Here is a 16339-nt window from a genome sequence, read left to right as displayed (position 1 = left end):
GCCCGCAGAGCAAAATTTCGTTAGAAGAACTTGAACAGATCGTCCCGCTGTTGCTCGTGCAGGTGGGATCGAACGGCCTCGGTGAGCGGCTCGAGCTGGCCGCGTTTGGCGCTGATGGGGGCGATGGTGTCTTGCCACTGCTTCCACGGTGGGTAGAGGCCGAGGCGGTCACAGAGGTCGTCGAGCCGTTCGTCCTCGTCGTCGACCTTGTCCATCTTGTTGACGGCGACGACCGTCGGCACGTCCAGCTCCCGCAGGAAGTGAAACATCTCGACGTCGTAGGGGATCTCGTCGGGTCCCGAGTGGCGGTCGATGATGTCGATGACGCTCTTGCCGTCGACGACCAAAATCGCGACGAGGATGTCGTCGGCGTACTCCTCGAGGTAGTGAACGATTTCGGTCTTGATCTGCTCGCGATGCTCCTCGTCGACGCCGCTCATGAAGCCGAAACCGGGGAGGTCGGTGATGACGAAATCCTCGGGTGCCCAGTCGTAGTGGTTGGGCGAGCGGGTGACCCCGGGTTTCCCCCCGGTGTCGAAGCTGTGGCCGGTCAGCTCGCGCATGAGCGTGGACTTCCCCACGTTCGAGCGCCCGACGAGCGCCACTTCGGCGTCTCGGTTGGGCCGCGTATCGAAATCGATCATACCCGACCGTAGGGTGGACCGACCTTTATACGCACTGTAACGGGAGTCGGCTGCCAGTGGGCTCCAGTCGGCCCCGCCTGGTGGTCCCGTGACGCTACACGCTCGTCGCGACGAACACCCCGATTCCGAACGAGGCTGCGACCAGCAGGGCGATGGCCACGAGCCGGCGGCTCGAGGTCGTCGCCTCGAGGTCGACGTGGCGACTATCGCGGGCGGTCTGGACGCCGAACCAGGCCAGCGACGTACAGCCGACGGCGACCCCGCCGGCGAAGAGCCACGACCACGCGTCGTCCGTGACGAGAGCAGAGCGGATCGCCGAGAGCGTGACGACGGCCGCGAGGAGGACGTCACCGATCCCGACGACGACGTTCCACGGAACGGGTCGCCCGACGACCGTGATCGAATCGACGAGCCCGCCGACGAGCAGTAGGACCGCCGAGAGGGCGAAGCCAGCGAGGAACGCGCCGGCGAGCGGACCGGTGACCACGCTCGAACCGAACGCGGCGAGATACGCACTGACCATTCCCAGCATACCGACGCCCAGTAGCGAGGCGATCCGTCGCTTCATACGCGTCGTGTCTCTGCTTGATACAAGAAACGTTGTGAAAGAGACGATCCGTTGCTCGAGCCAAAGCGGGCGATTCGCGTGGGAGGGAATGCCCCGAAGTTATGACCCAGGGGCGTCTCAGATCGACACGTGCGTCTCGTACAGTTGACGGTGCCGACGGGGAAGCGAGAGACGATCCTCGAGATTCTCGACGAGCGGAAGATCGATTACGTCGTGACCGACGAGACCAGCAGCCGGAAGTACACGGCGGTCGTCTACTTCCCGCTGCCGGATGCCGCCGTCGAGCCGGTACTCGACGAGATACAGAACGCCGGGATCGAGGAGGACGCGTATACGGTCGTCGTCGACGCGGAGACGGTCGTTTCCAGGCGATTTCAGGCACTTCGAGACGAGTACGAGGACGGCGACGTCGGATCGGACCGGATTTCACGCCAGGAGCTGCAGGCGGAGGCCGACGATCTGACGCCGAGCTTCCCCGTCTACGTGGTGATGACGGTCATCAGTGCCGTCGTCGCGACCGCGGGGCTGTTACTGGACTCGCCGGCGGTCGTCGTCGGTTCGATGGTGATCGCGCCGCTGATCGGTCCGGCGCTGGGGGCGAGCGTCGGCACGGTGATCGACGACGAGGAACTGTTCGTCGAAAGCGTCACGTACCAGATCGTCGGCGTCGTGGTCGCGATCGCGGCGGCGGCGATTTTCGCGGTGCTGGTTCGTTCCCTGAACATCGTCCCGCCGGACCTCGTCCTCTCGAGCGTCGGCGAGATATCCGAACGGCTCGCGCCGGACTTGCTTTCGCTTGCGATCGCCCTCGGTGCCGGTGTCGCGGGGGTCGTGAGCATCGCGACCGGAACCTCCGTTGCGCTCGTCGGCGTGATGATCGCGGCAGCGTTGATTCCCCCCGCCGGCGTCGCCGGTATCACGCTCGCGTGGGGCCAGCCGACGGCCGCGATCGGCGCGACGGTACTCGTCCTCGTCAACCTGCTCTCCGTGAACCTCGCGGGCCTGTTGACGCTGTGGTACGCCGGGTATCGCCCGGAGAACCTGTTCGACCTCGGTGAAACGGAACAGCGCCTTCGCCAGCGGATCGTCGGCCTCGTCGTCATCGTCCTGATCTTCGCGGTGTTCCTTGGCGGGATCACGTACGCCTCCTACGAGTCGGGGAACTTCGAACAGGACGCTCGCGAGGAAGTGGAGACGCTCCTCTCACAGGACCAGTACGAGAACTATCAGCTCCTCGAGTTCCAGGTCGTGATGGACGACAACTACCCGTTCCGGAACGCCGAGCGGGTGATCGTGACGATCGGCGGCCCGCCCGATCAATCGGCACCCGAACTGGCTGATACCATGCACGAGCGGATCAACGACCACGCCGACCAGTCGGTCAACGTCGAGGTCAGGTACGTCGAGGTCCTCGAGCGGGGGGACAAGTAGGACGAGCGGAGCCGTCCGGTCCCGTCGACGACAGGCTCTCACGGGCCGATCGCGAGCCGGGCGTTCGCAGCGAACGGGACCTGCGACCGGGTCAGCGAACAGGGTTTGCGACCGGGGGCTCGGGCCTCGTTCCTCGAGATGGGGCACGGTTGTGCCTGGGGTTCCGTTATCGGAAAAAACGGTCGAGCGAGTGACCTCCGAGTCTGACCTCGCGTCCGAATCGGCCACCCTGTCCTGTCGCGATCGAGCCGCCGTCGACGCCACGTTCTCGGGCCGCCGATCCCGGTGACGGGATAGATCGGGACATCCAGAGGGGACCGGGTCCCCTCATCGGCTCACCCGTAAGTTAGCCGTCGAACGGCAATTCGGGCTCGTATCCGATCGCCTCGACGGCGGCATCGAGTACCGTTTCGACGTTCGCGCCGGTCTCGACGCTCATGGTGTAGTCGGCCGCGACGGCCTCGTCGAGGTCGTCCTCCTCGAAGCGGTCGGACTTGTTCGCGATCGTGTACACGGGAACGGCGTCGAACTGGGCCATGATCGAGTCCCGGAGCTCGAGTTGGGGACCGATCGGATACCCGCATTCGCCGGTGGGATCGACCATCACGAGCATGCAGTCGGCGAGGTGCTCGATGGCACTGACGGCCTGGGATTCGATCTCGTTTCGGTCCGCCGGCGGGCGATCGAGCAGGCCGGGGGTGTCGACGATCTGGTAGCGGATGTGATCTCGTTCGAAGTGGCCGACGCCGATCCCCTTCGTGGTGAAGGGATAGGAGGCGGTCTCGCCGCGCGCGTTGGTGACGTCGTTGACGAACGAGGACTTGCCGACGTTGGGGTAACCGCCGACGACGATCGTCGGCTCGTCGGGATTGATCTCGGGCAGGTCGCGCAGATCGTTGCGCGACTCGTTGATGTACAGCAGGTGGTCGTCGACCTGCTCGACGATGTCGGCCAGTCGGGCGAAGGCCTGCTTGCGGTGCTTTCGCGCGGTGTCCACGTCGGTTTTCCGGAGGCGGGGCTGGTACTCCTCGTGGATCTCGCGGGCCTTCCGGCTGGCCCACATGACCTCCGACAGCGCCTGTCGGAGCCGGTCGACGTCGACGATCGCGTCCGCCAGCTCGTAGTAGAACGGATGGACGTCGTCCTCGTACTCGAAGTCCGGCCACGCCGTGACCACGTTCTCGAGGTTGTCGGAGATGATGTTGGCCGCCGTCTGGAGCATCGACTGCTGGGCCTCGAGGCCGCCTTTGGCCTTGCCGGCCCGCGCTGCCCGCGAAAACGCCTTGTCGATCAGCTCTTCCGACGTGGGCGTCGTCGGAAGGTCTTCGAAAATCATGTCCCGGACTAGAGCCCCCGATCATAAAGGGCGTTCGTTATGAGTCGGTGTGTCGATTCCGGAAGTGTGTTTTCGGGAGCAGTCCGTCAGCTCGGGCAGCAGATGTCCGCCACGAGCTTATTGCCGTCGCCGTCGTCCGATCCCGTATGACAAACTGGCGTGCCGTCTTCGTGGGCTTTCTCGTCGCGACGGTACTCGGAATCGTCGGCCTCGTCGTGCCCGGAATCGGCCAGCTCGTCGCGGGCCTGATCGGCGGCTTCGTCGCCGGCTATATGGCCGGCGGCGGCCTCGGGAGCGGCTTCTGGCACGGATTGCTCGCCGGCTCGCTCGGCGGAATCATCGGTGGACTCCTCGTCGGCATCACCGTCGGCGTCGCCGGCCTCGCGCTCGGCCCGATCGGCGGAGCGATCTCCGGGGCTGCTGGGCTCGGAATCGTCGCGTTCGCTATCGCAATCTCGCTGATCATGGCCCTCGAGAGTGCGATCGCCGGCGTCGCCGGTGCTGCGGTCCGTTCCTGATGCGGTAGCTCTCGTCGGTATTGACAGTCGGTCCGCCCCCGCTCCCTCGAGAAATCGATCGGTGACCGGAGTGCTCCGTTCGGTCGCCGGCCACTCGGGACAGGGGACCGTCTCAATCGTCGCTGACGACCGGCACGCTCGCGCGCACCTCGAGTCGATCCAGATCCCCGATGAACGAGGCCAGCATCTCGCGGGTGACGTGGGGCATACAGACGACCCGGAGTTCCCCCGTGGCGGTCCGCGAAATCCGCCAGCCCTTGGCTCGCAGCGCGTCGAACGTCGATCGCGGCACGTCGGCCGCGACCAGCGGCAGCGTCGGGTCGGCGACGTCGTAGCCCCGCTTCTCGAGGGCGTCGGCGAGCCACTCGGCGTTGTTCTGTGAGCGGACGTACTGGCGGCGATAGCCGCCGGGCCACAGCTCTTCCATCGCGGCGACGGCACTCGCAACCCCGGCACCCGAACGAGTTCCCGTCAGCGTCGCCTGCGAGGTCGACTCGAGGTAGGGCGTGTCGACGGCGAGTTCGTCGAGCAGGTCCGGCGAGCGGACGAGCAGTCCGCCCGCGGGAACGGCGGCCTGGCCCATCTTGTGGGGGTCGATCGCCATCGTGTCGACCGCGGCGTGGTCGAAGTGCCACTCGTAGTCGGTAAAGGGAAGGACGAAGCCGCCCCACGAGGCGTCGACGTGGAGGGCGGCGTCGACCGACTGTGCGATTTCGCCGAGTTCGGGAATCGGATCGACGCGGCCGTACTCGGTCGTTCCGGCGACGCCGACCACCGCGGCGGTGTCGTCGTCGACGGAGGCCCGGACGGCCTCGAGGTCGGCCCGATGGCGGTCGTCGGTCGGGACGATTCGCAGTTCGACGCCGAGCAGGTCGGCGGCCTTCTGGAAGCTGAAGTGGCCCGATTCGGGCATGACGACGTTGGGCGTCCGGCTCGCCGCTCGTTCGCGGGCGATCCGGATCGCCTGAATGTTCGCTTCCGTTCCGCCGCTGGTGATGTAGCCCGCCGGCTCCTCGAGCCCTGCGATCTCGCTCAGCAACGCGACGGCGTTGTCCTCGAGGGCTGCGACGTTTGGGTAGGTGCCCGGATCACCGGGATTGGTCGCGAGAAACCGTTCGGCCGCGTCGCGCGCCGCCGGGTGAGGGTCCGTACACATCGACGAGAGAACCCGGTCGAACGCCTGCGGCTCGACTTGCATATCACGTATGTAATCCGTCGTGGGTTTATTTGTTGCGTTCGATAACCGCTCTCACGTCCCGAACCGTCTCGACGGACCGGGCGGAAAGCGTGCCTTCAAGTCCGCCGCCGCGCAACGGCCACGCATGAACCCAGGCGACCGCGTCCGCGTCGATCGCGCGGACCGCACGTACGAAGGCGTGTTGCTCCCCTCGAGCACGGACGACCACCTCGTCGTGAAACTCGAGGGCGGCTACAACGTCGGCGTCGACCGGGAGGGAGCCGACGTGTCGGTCCTCGCGGAGGACGTCTACGAGATCGACGGCACCGATTCGACGGGAACCGACGAAACGGGCTCGGCGATCGAGTTCGACGACGACTTGCCGACGATCTCGCTGATCTCGACCGGCGGCACGATCGCGTCGACAGTCGACTACCGCACCGGCGCGGTGACGGCCCAGTTCGACGCCGAGGACGTTTTGCGCGCCGTTCCGGACCTCGCGGGCCGCGCGAACTACCGCGGGCGCGTCGTCGCCAACATCCTCTCGGAGAACATGGAACCGCCCATCTGGCAGGACCTCGCCCACGCGGTCCACGAGGAGATCGCGGCCGGTGCCGACGGCGTCGTCGTCATGCACGGCACCGACACGATGCAGTACTCCGCCTCGGTGCTGTCGTTCATGCTCGAGACGCCGGTCCCGATCGTCTTCACCGGCTCCCAGCGCTCCGCGGATCGGCCGTCCTCGGACAACGTGATGAACGCCGTTTCGGCCGTCGAAGCCGCAAAGAGCGACTGTGCGGAGGTCATGGTCTGTATGCACGCCTCCGAGTCGGACGACCGCTGTGCGCTCCACCGCGGGACGCGCGTCCGGAAGAACCACACCTCGCGGCGGGACGCGTTCGAAACCGTCGGGGCGGAACCGCTGGGAGAAGTCGACTACGAGAGCGAAACCGTCGAGTTCCGCCGGGAGTACCAGGAGCGTGGCGCGGTCGACCTCGCCATCGAACCCGCCCTCGAGGACGACGTCGAACTCCTGAAGTTCACGCCCGGGATGGATCCCCGGTTCCTCGACGTCCTCGAGGGATGTGAGGGGGTCATCATCGAAGGCACGGGCCTCGGCCACGTCCACACCGACCTCATCCCACGAATCGAGGAACTGATCGAGGACGGGACGACCGTCGTCATGACCAGCCAGTGTCTCGAGGGACGAGTCTGCGACCGAGTTTACGACACGGGTCGGGATCTGATCGAGGCAGGGGTCGTCGAGGCCGGCGATACGCTGCCGGGGACGGCGAAAGTGAAGTTGATGTGGGCACTCGAGAACGCCGAGGACGTCGAGGAGGCGATGGGGACCTCGCTGGCCGGCGAGATTCAGGAGCGGTCGGTTCCCTGGGAGTAACACGCCCTCCGGGGCACATCCACCCCACGTATCGTTCGCCGATCATCGAAATCGAGACGTGCGGAGGTTTCTATACCCCACAGTAGTAGATATCGGGACGTTATTCCTCCCGCCCCGCGTACTTGCGGACGTGCTCGAGGAGGTGCGGGAGTTCGGACCGGTCGTGTTGATTCCAGCAGCCTGGCTCGCTGCGGGGGCCGCATACGCCGGCTACCTGAGCGACGACGGTATTCTCGTCGCCCATTTCGTGATGGCAGGGTTCATCGCCGTCTTTGCGATCACGGGGTGGAACGAGATGGACCGGGGTGCGTTGCGAGCCTGGCGGCTCGTCCTCGTCGCCGGCCTCGGTATTACGGTCGCCGGTATCGGCGGGTTCTTTCTTCCGTCGGTCGCGGAACCGTTGCTCGCGACGAGTCTGGTCGGCTGGATGGTCCTCCCCGCGGCGGGACTCGCGTACACCGCCCGAGAACTCCCGGATGCGGCGTTCGTCTACGGCGGGGGCGCTGCGCTCTCGATCCTCGGGGCCGTCCTTTTCGTCGGATCTCTCGTCGACGATCGAGGGTTGCTCGCGACTCTGGCTTTCGTCATGGTCGCTGTCGGACAGACTGCCGGCATCGTTGACGCTGCCCGGCGCTGACAGTCCGGCGGGGGGGGGGGGGTGGTGTTCACTCTCAACGCCCTCGCACCAGTCGGTACGGCTCAGCGCGTGCACCGATTGGACGGCCCGGGTCGATTCTGCGAAGATCTTTCCCACGTGACCACATGAGTCATCACTGTTTGCCAGACGATGTCATCTGATGCCGACCCCTCCATCGCAATCCGCCGCGCAACTCACGATGATTACGACGCCGTCGTCGGATTCACCAGCGACCTCTGGCCCGAGCACGGCGGCGACTACATCCCGCGGATCTACCACGACTGGCTCGAGGACGAACCGGGTCAGGGCAAAAAGACCCTCCTCGCCGAAGTCGACGGCGAGGTCGCGGGGCTCGTCCAGGGAGTCATGCTGTCGCCCGACGAAGCCTGGTTTCAGGGAATGCGCGTCGCGGCCGACTACCGTCGGCAGGGCGTGAGCCACCGCCTGAACGAGGCGAGCTTCGAGTGGGCCCGCGAGCAGGGAGCGACGATCGGCCGCGTGATGATCTTCTCGTGGAACGCGGCGTCGCTGGGCGCAGCGCGAGCCAGCGGCTACGAACCGATCACCGAGTTCCGGTTCGCCCACCCGGAGCCGGATTCGGAGGCCGAGGGGCCACATCGGGTCTCGATCGATCCGACGGCGGCCTGGCGGTACTGGACCCACAGCGACGCCCGCGAGCACCTCACCGGGCTCGGACTCGCACCGGAGGAATCGTGGGCCGTCCGGGAACTCACGCGAGCGGACTTCACACGGCTGGCCGACGAGACGGCCGTCTTCGCGGTCGAGGACGGCGACGGACTCGCCGGCACGGCCTACCGATCGCGAACGTACGACCGAGAACTCGAGGCGGATGCGGACACCGCGTCCGGAGACGCGACGACGGAAACGTGGGCCGAATACGGCGTCGCCGCGTGGGACGACGCCGACGCCGCGCGGTCGCTGTTCGCCGCGATCGCTCGAGATGCGGCCGACTGCGGTGCCGACGAGACGCGCGTTCTGCTCCCCGAGACCGCTCGCGCCGTCACCGACGCGCCCTACGCGGGCGCGGCTATCTCCGAGGAACCGGACTTCGTTCTGGGGATCGATCTCGCGGGGGACTGACGCCGGACTAGTCCGACGCCAGCCGCCGCAACCGCTCGAGGCGTCGCTCCGTCGCGGGATGGGTCGCAAAGAGGCCACCGCCGCCGTCGTGTTCCGGGTCCAGCGTCGGGAGGACGGACATCGCGTCGACGGAACGGGTGTGGTTCCGGAGGTCCTCGGGCGGTCGCTCGGCCGTCGCCGAATCGAGTCGCTGGAGAGCCCCAGCGAGCGCTCCCGGGTCGCCCGTCGCGGTAACGGCCGCTCGATCGGCCGCGAACTCCCGTCCGCGGGAGAACAACCCGACGCCGAGCGTCGAACTGCCGACCAGTAGTCGGCCGAGGGCTAGCCAGGGACGGTCGCGGGGATCGACATCCTCTCCCTCGTCGTCCACCATCTCGTAGAACTCTTCGGACGCGATCAGGGGCACGAGCGCCCACGTCATCAACCGCTGGTCGCCGTTCGCGACGTGTGCGAGTTCGTGGGCGAGTACCGCCTCGAGTTCGTCATCGGGGAGCGCCTCGAGCAACCCGTCGGAAACGATCACCACCGGCTCGCCCTCGTGGGTGGTCGTACACGCGATCGGCGTGGTCGCAACGTGGCGTCGCAACTCCGGCAGCGGGAGGTCGAACTGCGCCGCGAGCCGAGCGGTCGACGACGCGACCCGTCCGGTTCCGTCGGGGTCGATCGGCTCCGTCTCGCGGCGGAGCCGAGCACGACTGCGACGGATCGCTTTCCGCACGCCACCGGCCCACGTCAGTATCGTGAGGATCGTTCCGAAAAGAATGCTCCCGACGAAGGCCTTCGCTCCCGGGTCGATCACGAGGCCGACGGCGCGGAGGACGAACCCACCGATCGCGAGGCCACCGAGGACCGCGAGGGCGAACCCGAGAATCCCGAGCGTGCCGAGGCCGATAATCCCGGCACCGATTGCACGCCCCGCGAGGCTGACCGCCGTTCGCACTCGCATGACCTCCCGTTTCGATCGAAGCGAGTTAAGAAACTCGACGGCTTTCGGTGGAGGACGGTAGTACGGTCGGTCTCCGGTGGGGACGCGAACTCAGCCGCCGCTAACTGGCGGGAACAGCGCCAACTCGTCGCCCTCCTCGAGTTCCGTTTCGAGTCCCTCCTCTTCGACCAGGACGTTGGTTCCGTTACGAAGCACGTTGATCTGCGATCGCAGGTCGCCGTCGTCGTCGAGCACGCGGCCCTCGAGTTCGGGGGCCGCCGAGAGCAGCGCTTCGAAGGCGTCCCCGACGGTGTCGCCGGCCGTGGCGTCGACGGTCACGTGTTTGTCACCGGCGCGTTCGGCGAGGTCGGCGAACAGCTTCCACTCCGTAGGCATACGTGGCGCTATCGGTGCCGGCGGCAAGTAGCTACCGCTCCTGTGTCCGTTCGCGCTCCCGCACCGATGCGGGCTCCGCGTCGCGGTCCTGGTCCTCGCTTCGCTCCGTCGGTCCGATCAGCGTTCGCTCCGTCACCCGCCGGAGGGCCTCCGGCCGACCGAGGACGTAGGCGGTGTCGCCGGCAGCGAGTCGAACGTCGCCGGCCGGCAACGGCAGGTGTTCGTCGCCAGTACCGCCCTCGGTCTCGCGCTCGAGGGCCAGCACCAGGACCGGCAGCGAGTCGATCGATATCCCGACGAGGGAATCGTCGGCCTCGATCGAGACGGTCGTGACCGTCTCGTCGGCCGCCCGGAGCAGGGAGACGAGTTCCCGTTCGGCGTCGGGACTCCCCGGCAGCGTCACGAGCCGGTACGTCCGCTCCGGCTCGAGGTCGCGGGCGTTCTCGGCGTCGATGGCGACCGTCACGGTATCGGCGGCCGTCGCGCGCAACTCGCCGCCGGCGATCCGTCGAGCGGTTCCGTCGGGGGCGTCGCGAGCCCAGATTCGGATCGCATCGCCCGGGCTGGCGTCGGCCGCGGGATCGCCCGCCAGCGCGACGGCGACGGTCCCCGGTGCGAGCGTCGGACCGATCCCCGCCGGTCGGCTCCCGACCGCGAGATACTCGACCGTTCCGTCCGCCGCGATGTCGACGTCGACGTGTCCGATCCCGAAATCGCGCTCGAGGCGGGCGATCAGTCGCTCGCGTAACTCCTCGACCGAGAGCCGCCGGGGGAAGAGGAACGTCTGGCCCACGAGTTCCGTTTTCACCGATTCGTCGACGGTGTCGTAGCCGTCGATGTCGGCGATTTCATCGGGCAGTTCGACGGTGACGACGCGACCGGCTGCCCGAACCAGCTGCGTGACCTCGGTGATCGTCCGTGGGGTCGCGACCATGAACACGTCCAGCGCGAGGTAATCGCCCAGCCGTCGACCCGCGTCGGCGGCGATCGCGCTGGCGACGAACGCGGCAACCGTGTAGATGGCGGTGGCCGGCTCGGTCAGTCCCGTGTTACCGATAATCGCCTGGGACAGCGCGGTCTGGGTGTTCAACCAGATCGCAACGAGCGCGACGCCACACAGGACCGCGATACCCTCGGCGATCTCGTCGGCGCTGTACCATCGGTAGACGAACGCCACGCTGGCTCCCACGCCGGCCGCGAGCAGGGCAAAGCCGAGGATTCGAACGATCGCTTCGATCAGCGTCTCGGTCGAAACCAGCTGTGCCACGACGGGGTCGATCACGATCGCCCACCCCCACGATGGGGACGGAGCCAAGGGCCGACGGCGCGGTTCATCGCGCGATCGCCTCCGCGAACGCCTCGATCGCGTCGTCCGGCCCCGCGAGGAACGCCTCGTCGCCGGGCTCGAGTCGTCGTTCGATGCCGGGACCGAACACCCAGCCGTTACTTCGGCCGCCCGTTTCGCTGCCCTGCCGTCGCACCGCGAGGACGCTCACGGTCCCCGTCGATGGAGGATCCTCGAGGTCGGCGCTCTCGTCGGCTGCGTCGCTCGTTCCGACGATAATCCGGCGAACGGCGTATCCCTCGCGTTTGACCAGCGCGAACGCTTCGAACTCGCGGCTCGTACCACGAGAGCGCACGACGAGTCGCGGCGAGTCGGCCTCGAGGACGGCCTTCACGTCCCGCCGGGCGACGGAGACCGTGACCCGTCCCGGGCCACCGGCCGTCGCTGCGGTCGGCTTCGCCGTGTGGATCTCGGATTCGACGTCGGCACCGCCGTCGGTGGCCAGCTCCGCTGGTGGTTCGTCGGGAACGGGAGCCCGAGCGTGTTCGTCGTCGATATCGGTCCGTGCACTCACCACCGTCCCGGCGATCGAGCGCTCGCCGGCGCGAACGGTAACCTCGTCGCCGCGACCGAGGCCGGTCGGGACGAGCGTGGCGATCGAGACCGCCCGCTGGCCCGCCGCGACCCGTCTCGAGAGACTGCCGGAGGGCGGTGCGGCCGTGATCGTCGCCCGCCCCTGTTCGTCGATCGCGACGTCGATGTCGGCGAGGTCGTGGTCCGTTCGCAGTCGCTCCTCGAGACGGGACTCGAGTTCCGAGAGCGGGAGATCGGCGGGGAGCCGCCACGAGCCGCTCTTGAGGATCTGCCGCAGGGTAGCCGAGAGCGGGGGGTAGCCTTCCATGTTCCGGATTTCGCCGGTCGGGCGGACGGTGACCTGACCGACCGAGCCGACGAGTTCGACGACGTCGGCGGAGAGTGTTCGCTGTCGGAGGCGGGTAAAGGAGAGTCGGCGGGGGAGTTCAGCCCCGAGTTTGTCGCCCTGGTTGTGGGCATAGAGCGCGAGCATGAGGACAACCAGGACGGCGACCAGCAGCCGCGGCGACTGGGAGATCGTGGGTTCGACGAGGCCGAGCAGCCCGCCCTGGACGCTGGCGATCGACAGCGCGAGGACGACGACACCGAACCCGGGTAGCGTGACGCCGGTGAAATACCGAACGAGAAATCCCAGCGAGCCGGCCACGAACGCCGGAACGATCCCGGTTAGCAACCCGAGATAGAGGCCGAGCAGCACCTCGATCAGCAAGTCGACCGGAAGCGATTGCATTGTGGGTCAGTGGGAGGGAGTCGTTAAATTTGCACCGACACGACCACCGTGCCGGTGGCAGCAATCGTCGGTCTCACGCCGACCGAGAGCCGACGCGACGATTGGCTCGGTCTGGGTCGGCACAGACGGAGACGTTTAACTAACACCACCACCCAGCGGTGTGTATGGTCGAGGACCCGTCGCTTCGAGCGCGATTGCCGGAGAACTGGCAGCGGGTGTTCACGACGCGGATCGCCATCGTCCTCGTTCTGCTCGTTGCCTTGCTTTCGGTCGCCACTGCGGTCATCAATATCGGGACCGAGACCGTCTACGGACCACTTGCGGAGTACGTTCCCGAGGCCGTCCAGGACGCTGCCGGCTTCACCGGGGCACTCACCGGATTCCTGATGGTCGGCAGTGCGCTCGCACTCCGGCGCGGACTCAGAGCCGGCTGGTGGGCAACGCTCTTTCTCCTGCCCCTGACCGCAGCGCAGGGACTGCTCCAGACCAGCCAGTACTCGGTCCCGCTGGTCGTCGTCTCACTGCTCGCGATGCCGTTCCTCCTGCTTACGCGCAAGCGATTCGACAACCCCCTCTCGCTTACGACGACGCAGATCGCGGCCGGCTCCGCACTCGTCGGCGTGCAGCTCTATGGGACCATCGGCGGCTACGCACTCAGGGAGCACTTCGACGGGATCAACAACATCCTCGATGCCTTCTACTTCACGCTGATCACCTCGAGTACGGTTGGATACGGCGACGTGACGCCGAACGCGGAGTCGGTCCAGGGGATGTTGTTTACGATGTCCGTACTCATCCTGGGCGTCGCCAGCTTCGGTATCGCGATCGGGGCGCTCGTCGGACCGGTAATCCAGGACCGCATCTCGAAAACACTCGGAAAAATGACTGAATCACAGCTCCAGCTCTTGGACGAGCACATCCTCGTGCTCGGCTACGGCGAACTGACGGAACCGATCGTCGACGAACTCGCGGACAACGGCCGGGAGTTCGTCGTCGTCACCAGCGATCGCGAAGCCACGACGGAGCTCACCCAACGCGGGATCTCGGTCGTCGCCGGCGATCCCAGCGACGAGGAGCCGCTTCGCCGCGCGAAGATCGATCGTGCGGCCGCGATCCTCGTCGCGACGAACCACGACGCACAGGACGCCCTCACCATCCTCACTGCTCGCCAGCTCGCACCGACCACTCGCATCGTCGCCGGTGCGACCGACCGGGAGAATACCAAGAAACTCGAGCGCGCCGGCGCGAACTCGGTTATCAGTCCCGCACAGCTCGGTGGCCATCTGCTGGTTCGCTCGGCGCTGGGCAGCGACGAGAGCGATCTGATCGATCGGATCCTCGAACGGGAGTAGCAGGTTATCGATGCCGGCCCCGATGGACGATCGCGACGTCGGCCTCGAGATCGCTGAGTTTCCGGAACGTCGGCGGGGAGACGAATCGGGAGGCGGCCGACCGATCCGTACTCGAGCCGACGAAACAGACGTCGTACCGGGGTGCGGTCCGCGAGAGATAGGATTCGACCGACGCGGTGGCGACGTGGGTCTCGAAGCGGCCGGGGAACGCATCGACGAGGTCCGCAAGCGTACTCTCGGCCGTGCGGCGGCGCGATTCGCTGTCGATACAGGTACAGACGCTGACCGTCCGACCGGTGTCGGTCACCCGGATCGCGAAGTCGAGCATCGCGCGGGCGGTGTCGCCGGCACCCCGGACTGCGACGAGGCTGTTCCGCCATCGTCGCCGGCGGGTTCCGTTCGACCGGAAAGCGATCACGTCGATCTCGCTGTCGAATAACCCGCTGATGAACGTCGAGAGGCCGCCACTCTCGCGTTCGGCGTACGGTGTGACGATGAGATCACAGCGCAGTTCTCGCGCGGTCCGGAGGACGAGTCCGGCCGAGCGTCCGTGGTCGCCCGCGATGACGACCTCACAGGGAACGTCGTATGCAGTCTCGAGATCGGCTGCGAGCGACTCGAGGTGACGAGCGGCGTCGGTGGCCGCGCGTTCGGCTGGATCCGTTTCGCCTCGTCGCTCGTCCTCGGGGGCGTCGGTCTCGTCGACGATATCCAGGAGGACGACCTTTCCAGCGTCGTGTGCGCCGGCGATCGACGCGGCGAAGCGAGCGACGGTCTCGTCGCCGTCGTCCATCGGGACGAGGACGTGATCGTCCCCGCCCATCGTCCCGTAGAGATAGCGGGCGCGCTGTTCGTAGAAGCGATCCCGCCAGACGACGAAGGCGGCCGCGACGAACGCACTCGAGACGACGATCCCGAGGACGTAGGCCACCTGTGCGTTCCCGGTCACGAGCACGAGCAGCGCGGTCGAAAACGCCGTCGGCTCCTCGAGGTCGAGCGCCCAGGTACAGCCACCGGTGAAGAAGACCCCGACGGCGGCACCGGCCGCGCTGACGCCGCCGCCGTCGAGACCGGCGGCGGCCGACAGCGCCAGCGCGAGCCAGCCACAGCACGCTCCGGTCGTCATTCCGCCGACGAACTTCCAGGGCGTCGAATACTTCCCCTCGGGATCGGCAAAGAGCGTGTACGTTCCGGACGCGAGCGGCGGGAACACCAGAAACGAGATCGCGGCGCTCGCGTTCGCCAGCCAGGTCACCGCCGCGATCAACAGCGGGACGAAGACGAGCACCGAGAGGTGGAGGAGGTTTCCGGTGTGCTCGAGCCACCGACGGAAGGAATCGAGTTCCCGTCGCTCGAGCCGTCGGAGTCGTCTCGCGACCCCGCGAAGCCACGCTCGCGCTCCCTCGAGCATAGCCGTTCGTTGCCCCCGGCGCGATCAAAACCCTTTGGCTTCGCTCGGGCCCCGTGCCGTGTCGGTCGCTGGTCCGACCGTTCTCGCCGCTATTCCGGTGCCCCCTCGAGGATCGCCACGCCGCTCGAGGCTCCGATCCGGTCGGCACCGGCCTCGAGCATGGCCATCGCATCGTCGTAGCACCCGATGCCGCCGCTGGCTTTGACGGGGAGGTACTCGGCCATGAGTGCGACATCCGCGACGGTCGCGCCGGCGCTCGCGGCTTCGCCGTTCGCACGTTGGGCCTCCGATGGAGCGCTGGCGAAGCCGGTCGAAGTCTTGACCATCGCCGCGTCGGCGGCCTCGGCGGCCTCGCAGGCCCGTCGCTTCTCGGCGTCGGTCAGGAGCGCGGTTTCGATGATCACCTTGACCGGGATCGGTACCGCGGCGACCAGTTCCGCGAGTTCCTCCCTGACCGCGGCGGTATCGCCCGCTTTCAGCCGGCCCACGTTGATGACCACGTCGAGTTCGTCCGCGCCCGCTTGCCAGGCCGTGACCCCTTCCCTGCGTTTCACCTCGGGAGCGTGCTGGCCATGCGGGAAGCCGATCACCGTCGCCAGGGTCACGTCGGAGGCGTACTCGGTCGCGAGTTCGACTGCGTACGGAGGGATGCAGGCGTTCATGCCGTACTCCGTTGCTTCCTCGAGGACGCTCCGAACGTCGGCAGGGGTCGTCTCGGGGCCCAGAACGGTGTGGTCGATCCGGGGAGCGAGTTCGCTGCGGTTCATGTGCGGAATGACTCGCCGGACGAGCAAAAAGCCGTCCGGTCACGCTCCGGTCGAGCCATCCGATTTCG

At 67.1% G+C, this 16339-nt stretch carries 16 protein-coding genes; 6 read left to right on the top strand and 10 right to left on the bottom strand.

What is annotated here, in order from left to right; translation table 11 throughout:
* Positions 1–20 precede the first annotated feature (20 nt).
* On the bottom strand, positions 21–644 hold the full coding sequence (gene engB, locus CP557_RS13500) for a GTP-binding protein EngB (RefSeq protein ID WP_097380389.1): 624 nt from the start codon (positions 642–644) through the stop codon (positions 21–23).
* A gap of 94 nt (positions 645–738) precedes the next feature.
* The gene (locus tag CP557_RS13495; protein WP_097380388.1) at positions 739–1212 is read right to left on the bottom strand and encodes a hypothetical protein; all 474 of its coding nucleotides are present in this window, start codon (positions 1210–1212) and stop codon (positions 739–741) included.
* 129 nt (positions 1213–1341) lie between these two features.
* Between CP557_RS13495 and CP557_RS13490 the strand changes: the two genes are divergently transcribed.
* A complete protein-coding gene (locus CP557_RS13490; RefSeq protein WP_097380387.1) occupies positions 1342–2643 on the top strand; it encodes a TIGR00341 family protein in 1302 nt (433 codons plus the stop codon).
* Positions 2644–2989: 346 nt separating this feature from the next.
* On the opposite strand, the gene CP557_RS13485 is transcribed toward CP557_RS13490, so the two are convergent.
* Positions 2990–3979, bottom strand: a complete 990-nt coding sequence (locus CP557_RS13485; RefSeq protein WP_097380386.1) for an NOG1 family protein — start codon at positions 3977–3979, stop codon at positions 2990–2992.
* Between the two features lie 146 nt (positions 3980–4125).
* On the opposite strand from CP557_RS13485, the gene CP557_RS13480 reads away from it, so the two are divergent.
* Positions 4126–4497, top strand: coding sequence for a DUF5518 domain-containing protein (locus CP557_RS13480; RefSeq protein WP_097380385.1), 372 nt, complete (start codon positions 4126–4128; stop codon positions 4495–4497).
* A 112-nt stretch (positions 4498–4609) separates the two neighbouring features.
* On the opposite strand, the gene mfnA is transcribed toward CP557_RS13480, so the two are convergent.
* Positions 4610–5695 (bottom strand): tyrosine decarboxylase MfnA, encoded by a 1086-nt coding sequence (mfnA, locus tag CP557_RS13475; protein ID WP_211290211.1) that lies wholly within the window; start codon positions 5693–5695, stop codon positions 4610–4612.
* A gap of 124 nt (positions 5696–5819) precedes the next feature.
* Between mfnA and gatD the strand changes: the two genes are divergently transcribed.
* The 3 genes from gatD (at position 5820) to CP557_RS13460 (ending at position 8811) form a co-directional block, all read left to right on the top strand.
* Positions 5820–7073, top strand: a complete 1254-nt coding sequence (gatD, locus tag CP557_RS13470; protein ID WP_097380383.1) for a Glu-tRNA(Gln) amidotransferase subunit GatD — start codon at positions 5820–5822, stop codon at positions 7071–7073.
* 130 nt (positions 7074–7203) lie between these two features.
* Positions 7204–7710: a hypothetical protein gene (locus CP557_RS13465; RefSeq protein WP_097380382.1), complete on the top strand. Its 507-nt coding sequence runs from the start codon at positions 7204–7206 to the stop codon at positions 7708–7710.
* 150 nt (positions 7711–7860) lie between these two features.
* Positions 7861–8811, top strand: a complete 951-nt coding sequence (locus tag CP557_RS13460; RefSeq protein ID WP_097380381.1) for a GNAT family N-acetyltransferase — start codon at positions 7861–7863, stop codon at positions 8809–8811.
* 7 nt (positions 8812–8818) lie between these two features.
* Here CP557_RS13460 and CP557_RS13455 read toward each other — a convergent pair whose 3' ends face one another.
* From CP557_RS13455 to CP557_RS13440, 4 genes are all read right to left on the bottom strand, one after another.
* On the bottom strand, positions 8819–9757 hold the full coding sequence (locus CP557_RS13455; RefSeq protein WP_097380380.1) for a M48 family metallopeptidase: 939 nt from the start codon (positions 9755–9757) through the stop codon (positions 8819–8821).
* Between the two features lie 90 nt (positions 9758–9847).
* The gene (locus tag CP557_RS13450) at positions 9848–10132 is read right to left on the bottom strand and encodes a ubiquitin-like small modifier protein 1 (protein ID WP_097380379.1); all 285 of its coding nucleotides are present in this window, start codon (positions 10130–10132) and stop codon (positions 9848–9850) included.
* Between the two features lie 31 nt (positions 10133–10163).
* Positions 10164–11414 (bottom strand): TrkA C-terminal domain-containing protein, encoded by a 1251-nt coding sequence (locus CP557_RS13445; RefSeq protein ID WP_211290210.1) that lies wholly within the window; start codon positions 11412–11414, stop codon positions 10164–10166.
* A gap of 49 nt (positions 11415–11463) precedes the next feature.
* The gene (locus CP557_RS13440; RefSeq protein WP_097380378.1) at positions 11464–12741 is read right to left on the bottom strand and encodes a potassium transporter TrkA; all 1278 of its coding nucleotides are present in this window, start codon (positions 12739–12741) and stop codon (positions 11464–11466) included.
* 164 nt (positions 12742–12905) lie between these two features.
* Here CP557_RS13440 and CP557_RS13435 point away from each other — a divergent pair, with 164 nt between their 5' ends.
* Positions 12906–14093, top strand: coding sequence for an NAD-binding protein (locus tag CP557_RS13435; protein ID WP_097380377.1), 1188 nt, complete (start codon positions 12906–12908; stop codon positions 14091–14093).
* 4 nt (positions 14094–14097) lie between these two features.
* On the opposite strand, the gene CP557_RS13430 is transcribed toward CP557_RS13435, so the two are convergent.
* Together CP557_RS13430 and deoC are read right to left on the bottom strand one after the other, a co-directional pair.
* Entirely contained in the window at positions 14098–15504 is a 1407-nt protein-coding gene (locus CP557_RS13430; RefSeq protein WP_097380376.1) for a universal stress protein, read from the bottom strand.
* Between the two features lie 89 nt (positions 15505–15593).
* A complete protein-coding gene (gene deoC / locus CP557_RS13425) occupies positions 15594–16271 on the bottom strand; it encodes a deoxyribose-phosphate aldolase (RefSeq protein ID WP_097380375.1) in 678 nt (225 codons plus the stop codon).
* Positions 16272–16339: the final 68 nt, after the last annotated feature.

This window comes from Natrinema ejinorense, from assembly GCF_002494345.1.
GTDB lineage: Archaea > Halobacteriota > Halobacteria > Halobacteriales > Natrialbaceae > Natrinema > Natrinema longum.
The sequence above is the reverse complement of the archived record's forward strand: the minus strand, read 5'-3'. Positions and strand labels throughout refer to the sequence as shown.

Coding starts and splice junctions, on each gene's coding strand:
- engB (WP_097380389.1), bottom strand. CDS start 644: ATGATCGATTTCGATACGCGGCCCAACCGAGACGCCGAAGTGGCGCTC.
- CP557_RS13495 (WP_097380388.1), bottom strand. CDS start 1,212: ATGAAGCGACGGATCGCCTCGCTACTGGGCGTCGGTATGCTGGGAATG.
- CP557_RS13485 (WP_097380386.1), bottom strand. CDS start 3,979: ATGATTTTCGAAGACCTTCCGACGACGCCCACGTCGGAAGAGCTGATC.
- CP557_RS13480 (WP_097380385.1), top strand. CDS start 4,126: ATGACAAACTGGCGTGCCGTCTTCGTGGGCTTTCTCGTCGCGACGGTA.
- mfnA (WP_211290211.1), bottom strand. CDS start 5,695: ATGCAAGTCGAGCCGCAGGCGTTCGACCGGGTTCTCTCGTCGATGTGT.
- gatD (WP_097380383.1), top strand. CDS start 5,820: ATGAACCCAGGCGACCGCGTCCGCGTCGATCGCGCGGACCGCACGTAC.
- CP557_RS13460 (WP_097380381.1), top strand. CDS start 7,861: ATGTCATCTGATGCCGACCCCTCCATCGCAATCCGCCGCGCAACTCAC.
- CP557_RS13455 (WP_097380380.1), bottom strand. CDS start 9,757: ATGCGAGTGCGAACGGCGGTCAGCCTCGCGGGGCGTGCAATCGGTGCC.
- CP557_RS13450 (WP_097380379.1), bottom strand. CDS start 10,132: ATGCCTACGGAGTGGAAGCTGTTCGCCGACCTCGCCGAACGCGCCGGT.
- CP557_RS13440 (WP_097380378.1), bottom strand. CDS start 12,741: ATGCAATCGCTTCCGGTCGACTTGCTGATCGAGGTGCTGCTCGGCCTC.
- CP557_RS13435 (WP_097380377.1), top strand. CDS start 12,906: ATGGTCGAGGACCCGTCGCTTCGAGCGCGATTGCCGGAGAACTGGCAG.
- CP557_RS13430 (WP_097380376.1), bottom strand. CDS start 15,504: ATGCTCGAGGGAGCGCGAGCGTGGCTTCGCGGGGTCGCGAGACGACTC.
- deoC (WP_097380375.1), bottom strand. CDS start 16,271: ATGAACCGCAGCGAACTCGCTCCCCGGATCGACCACACCGTTCTGGGC.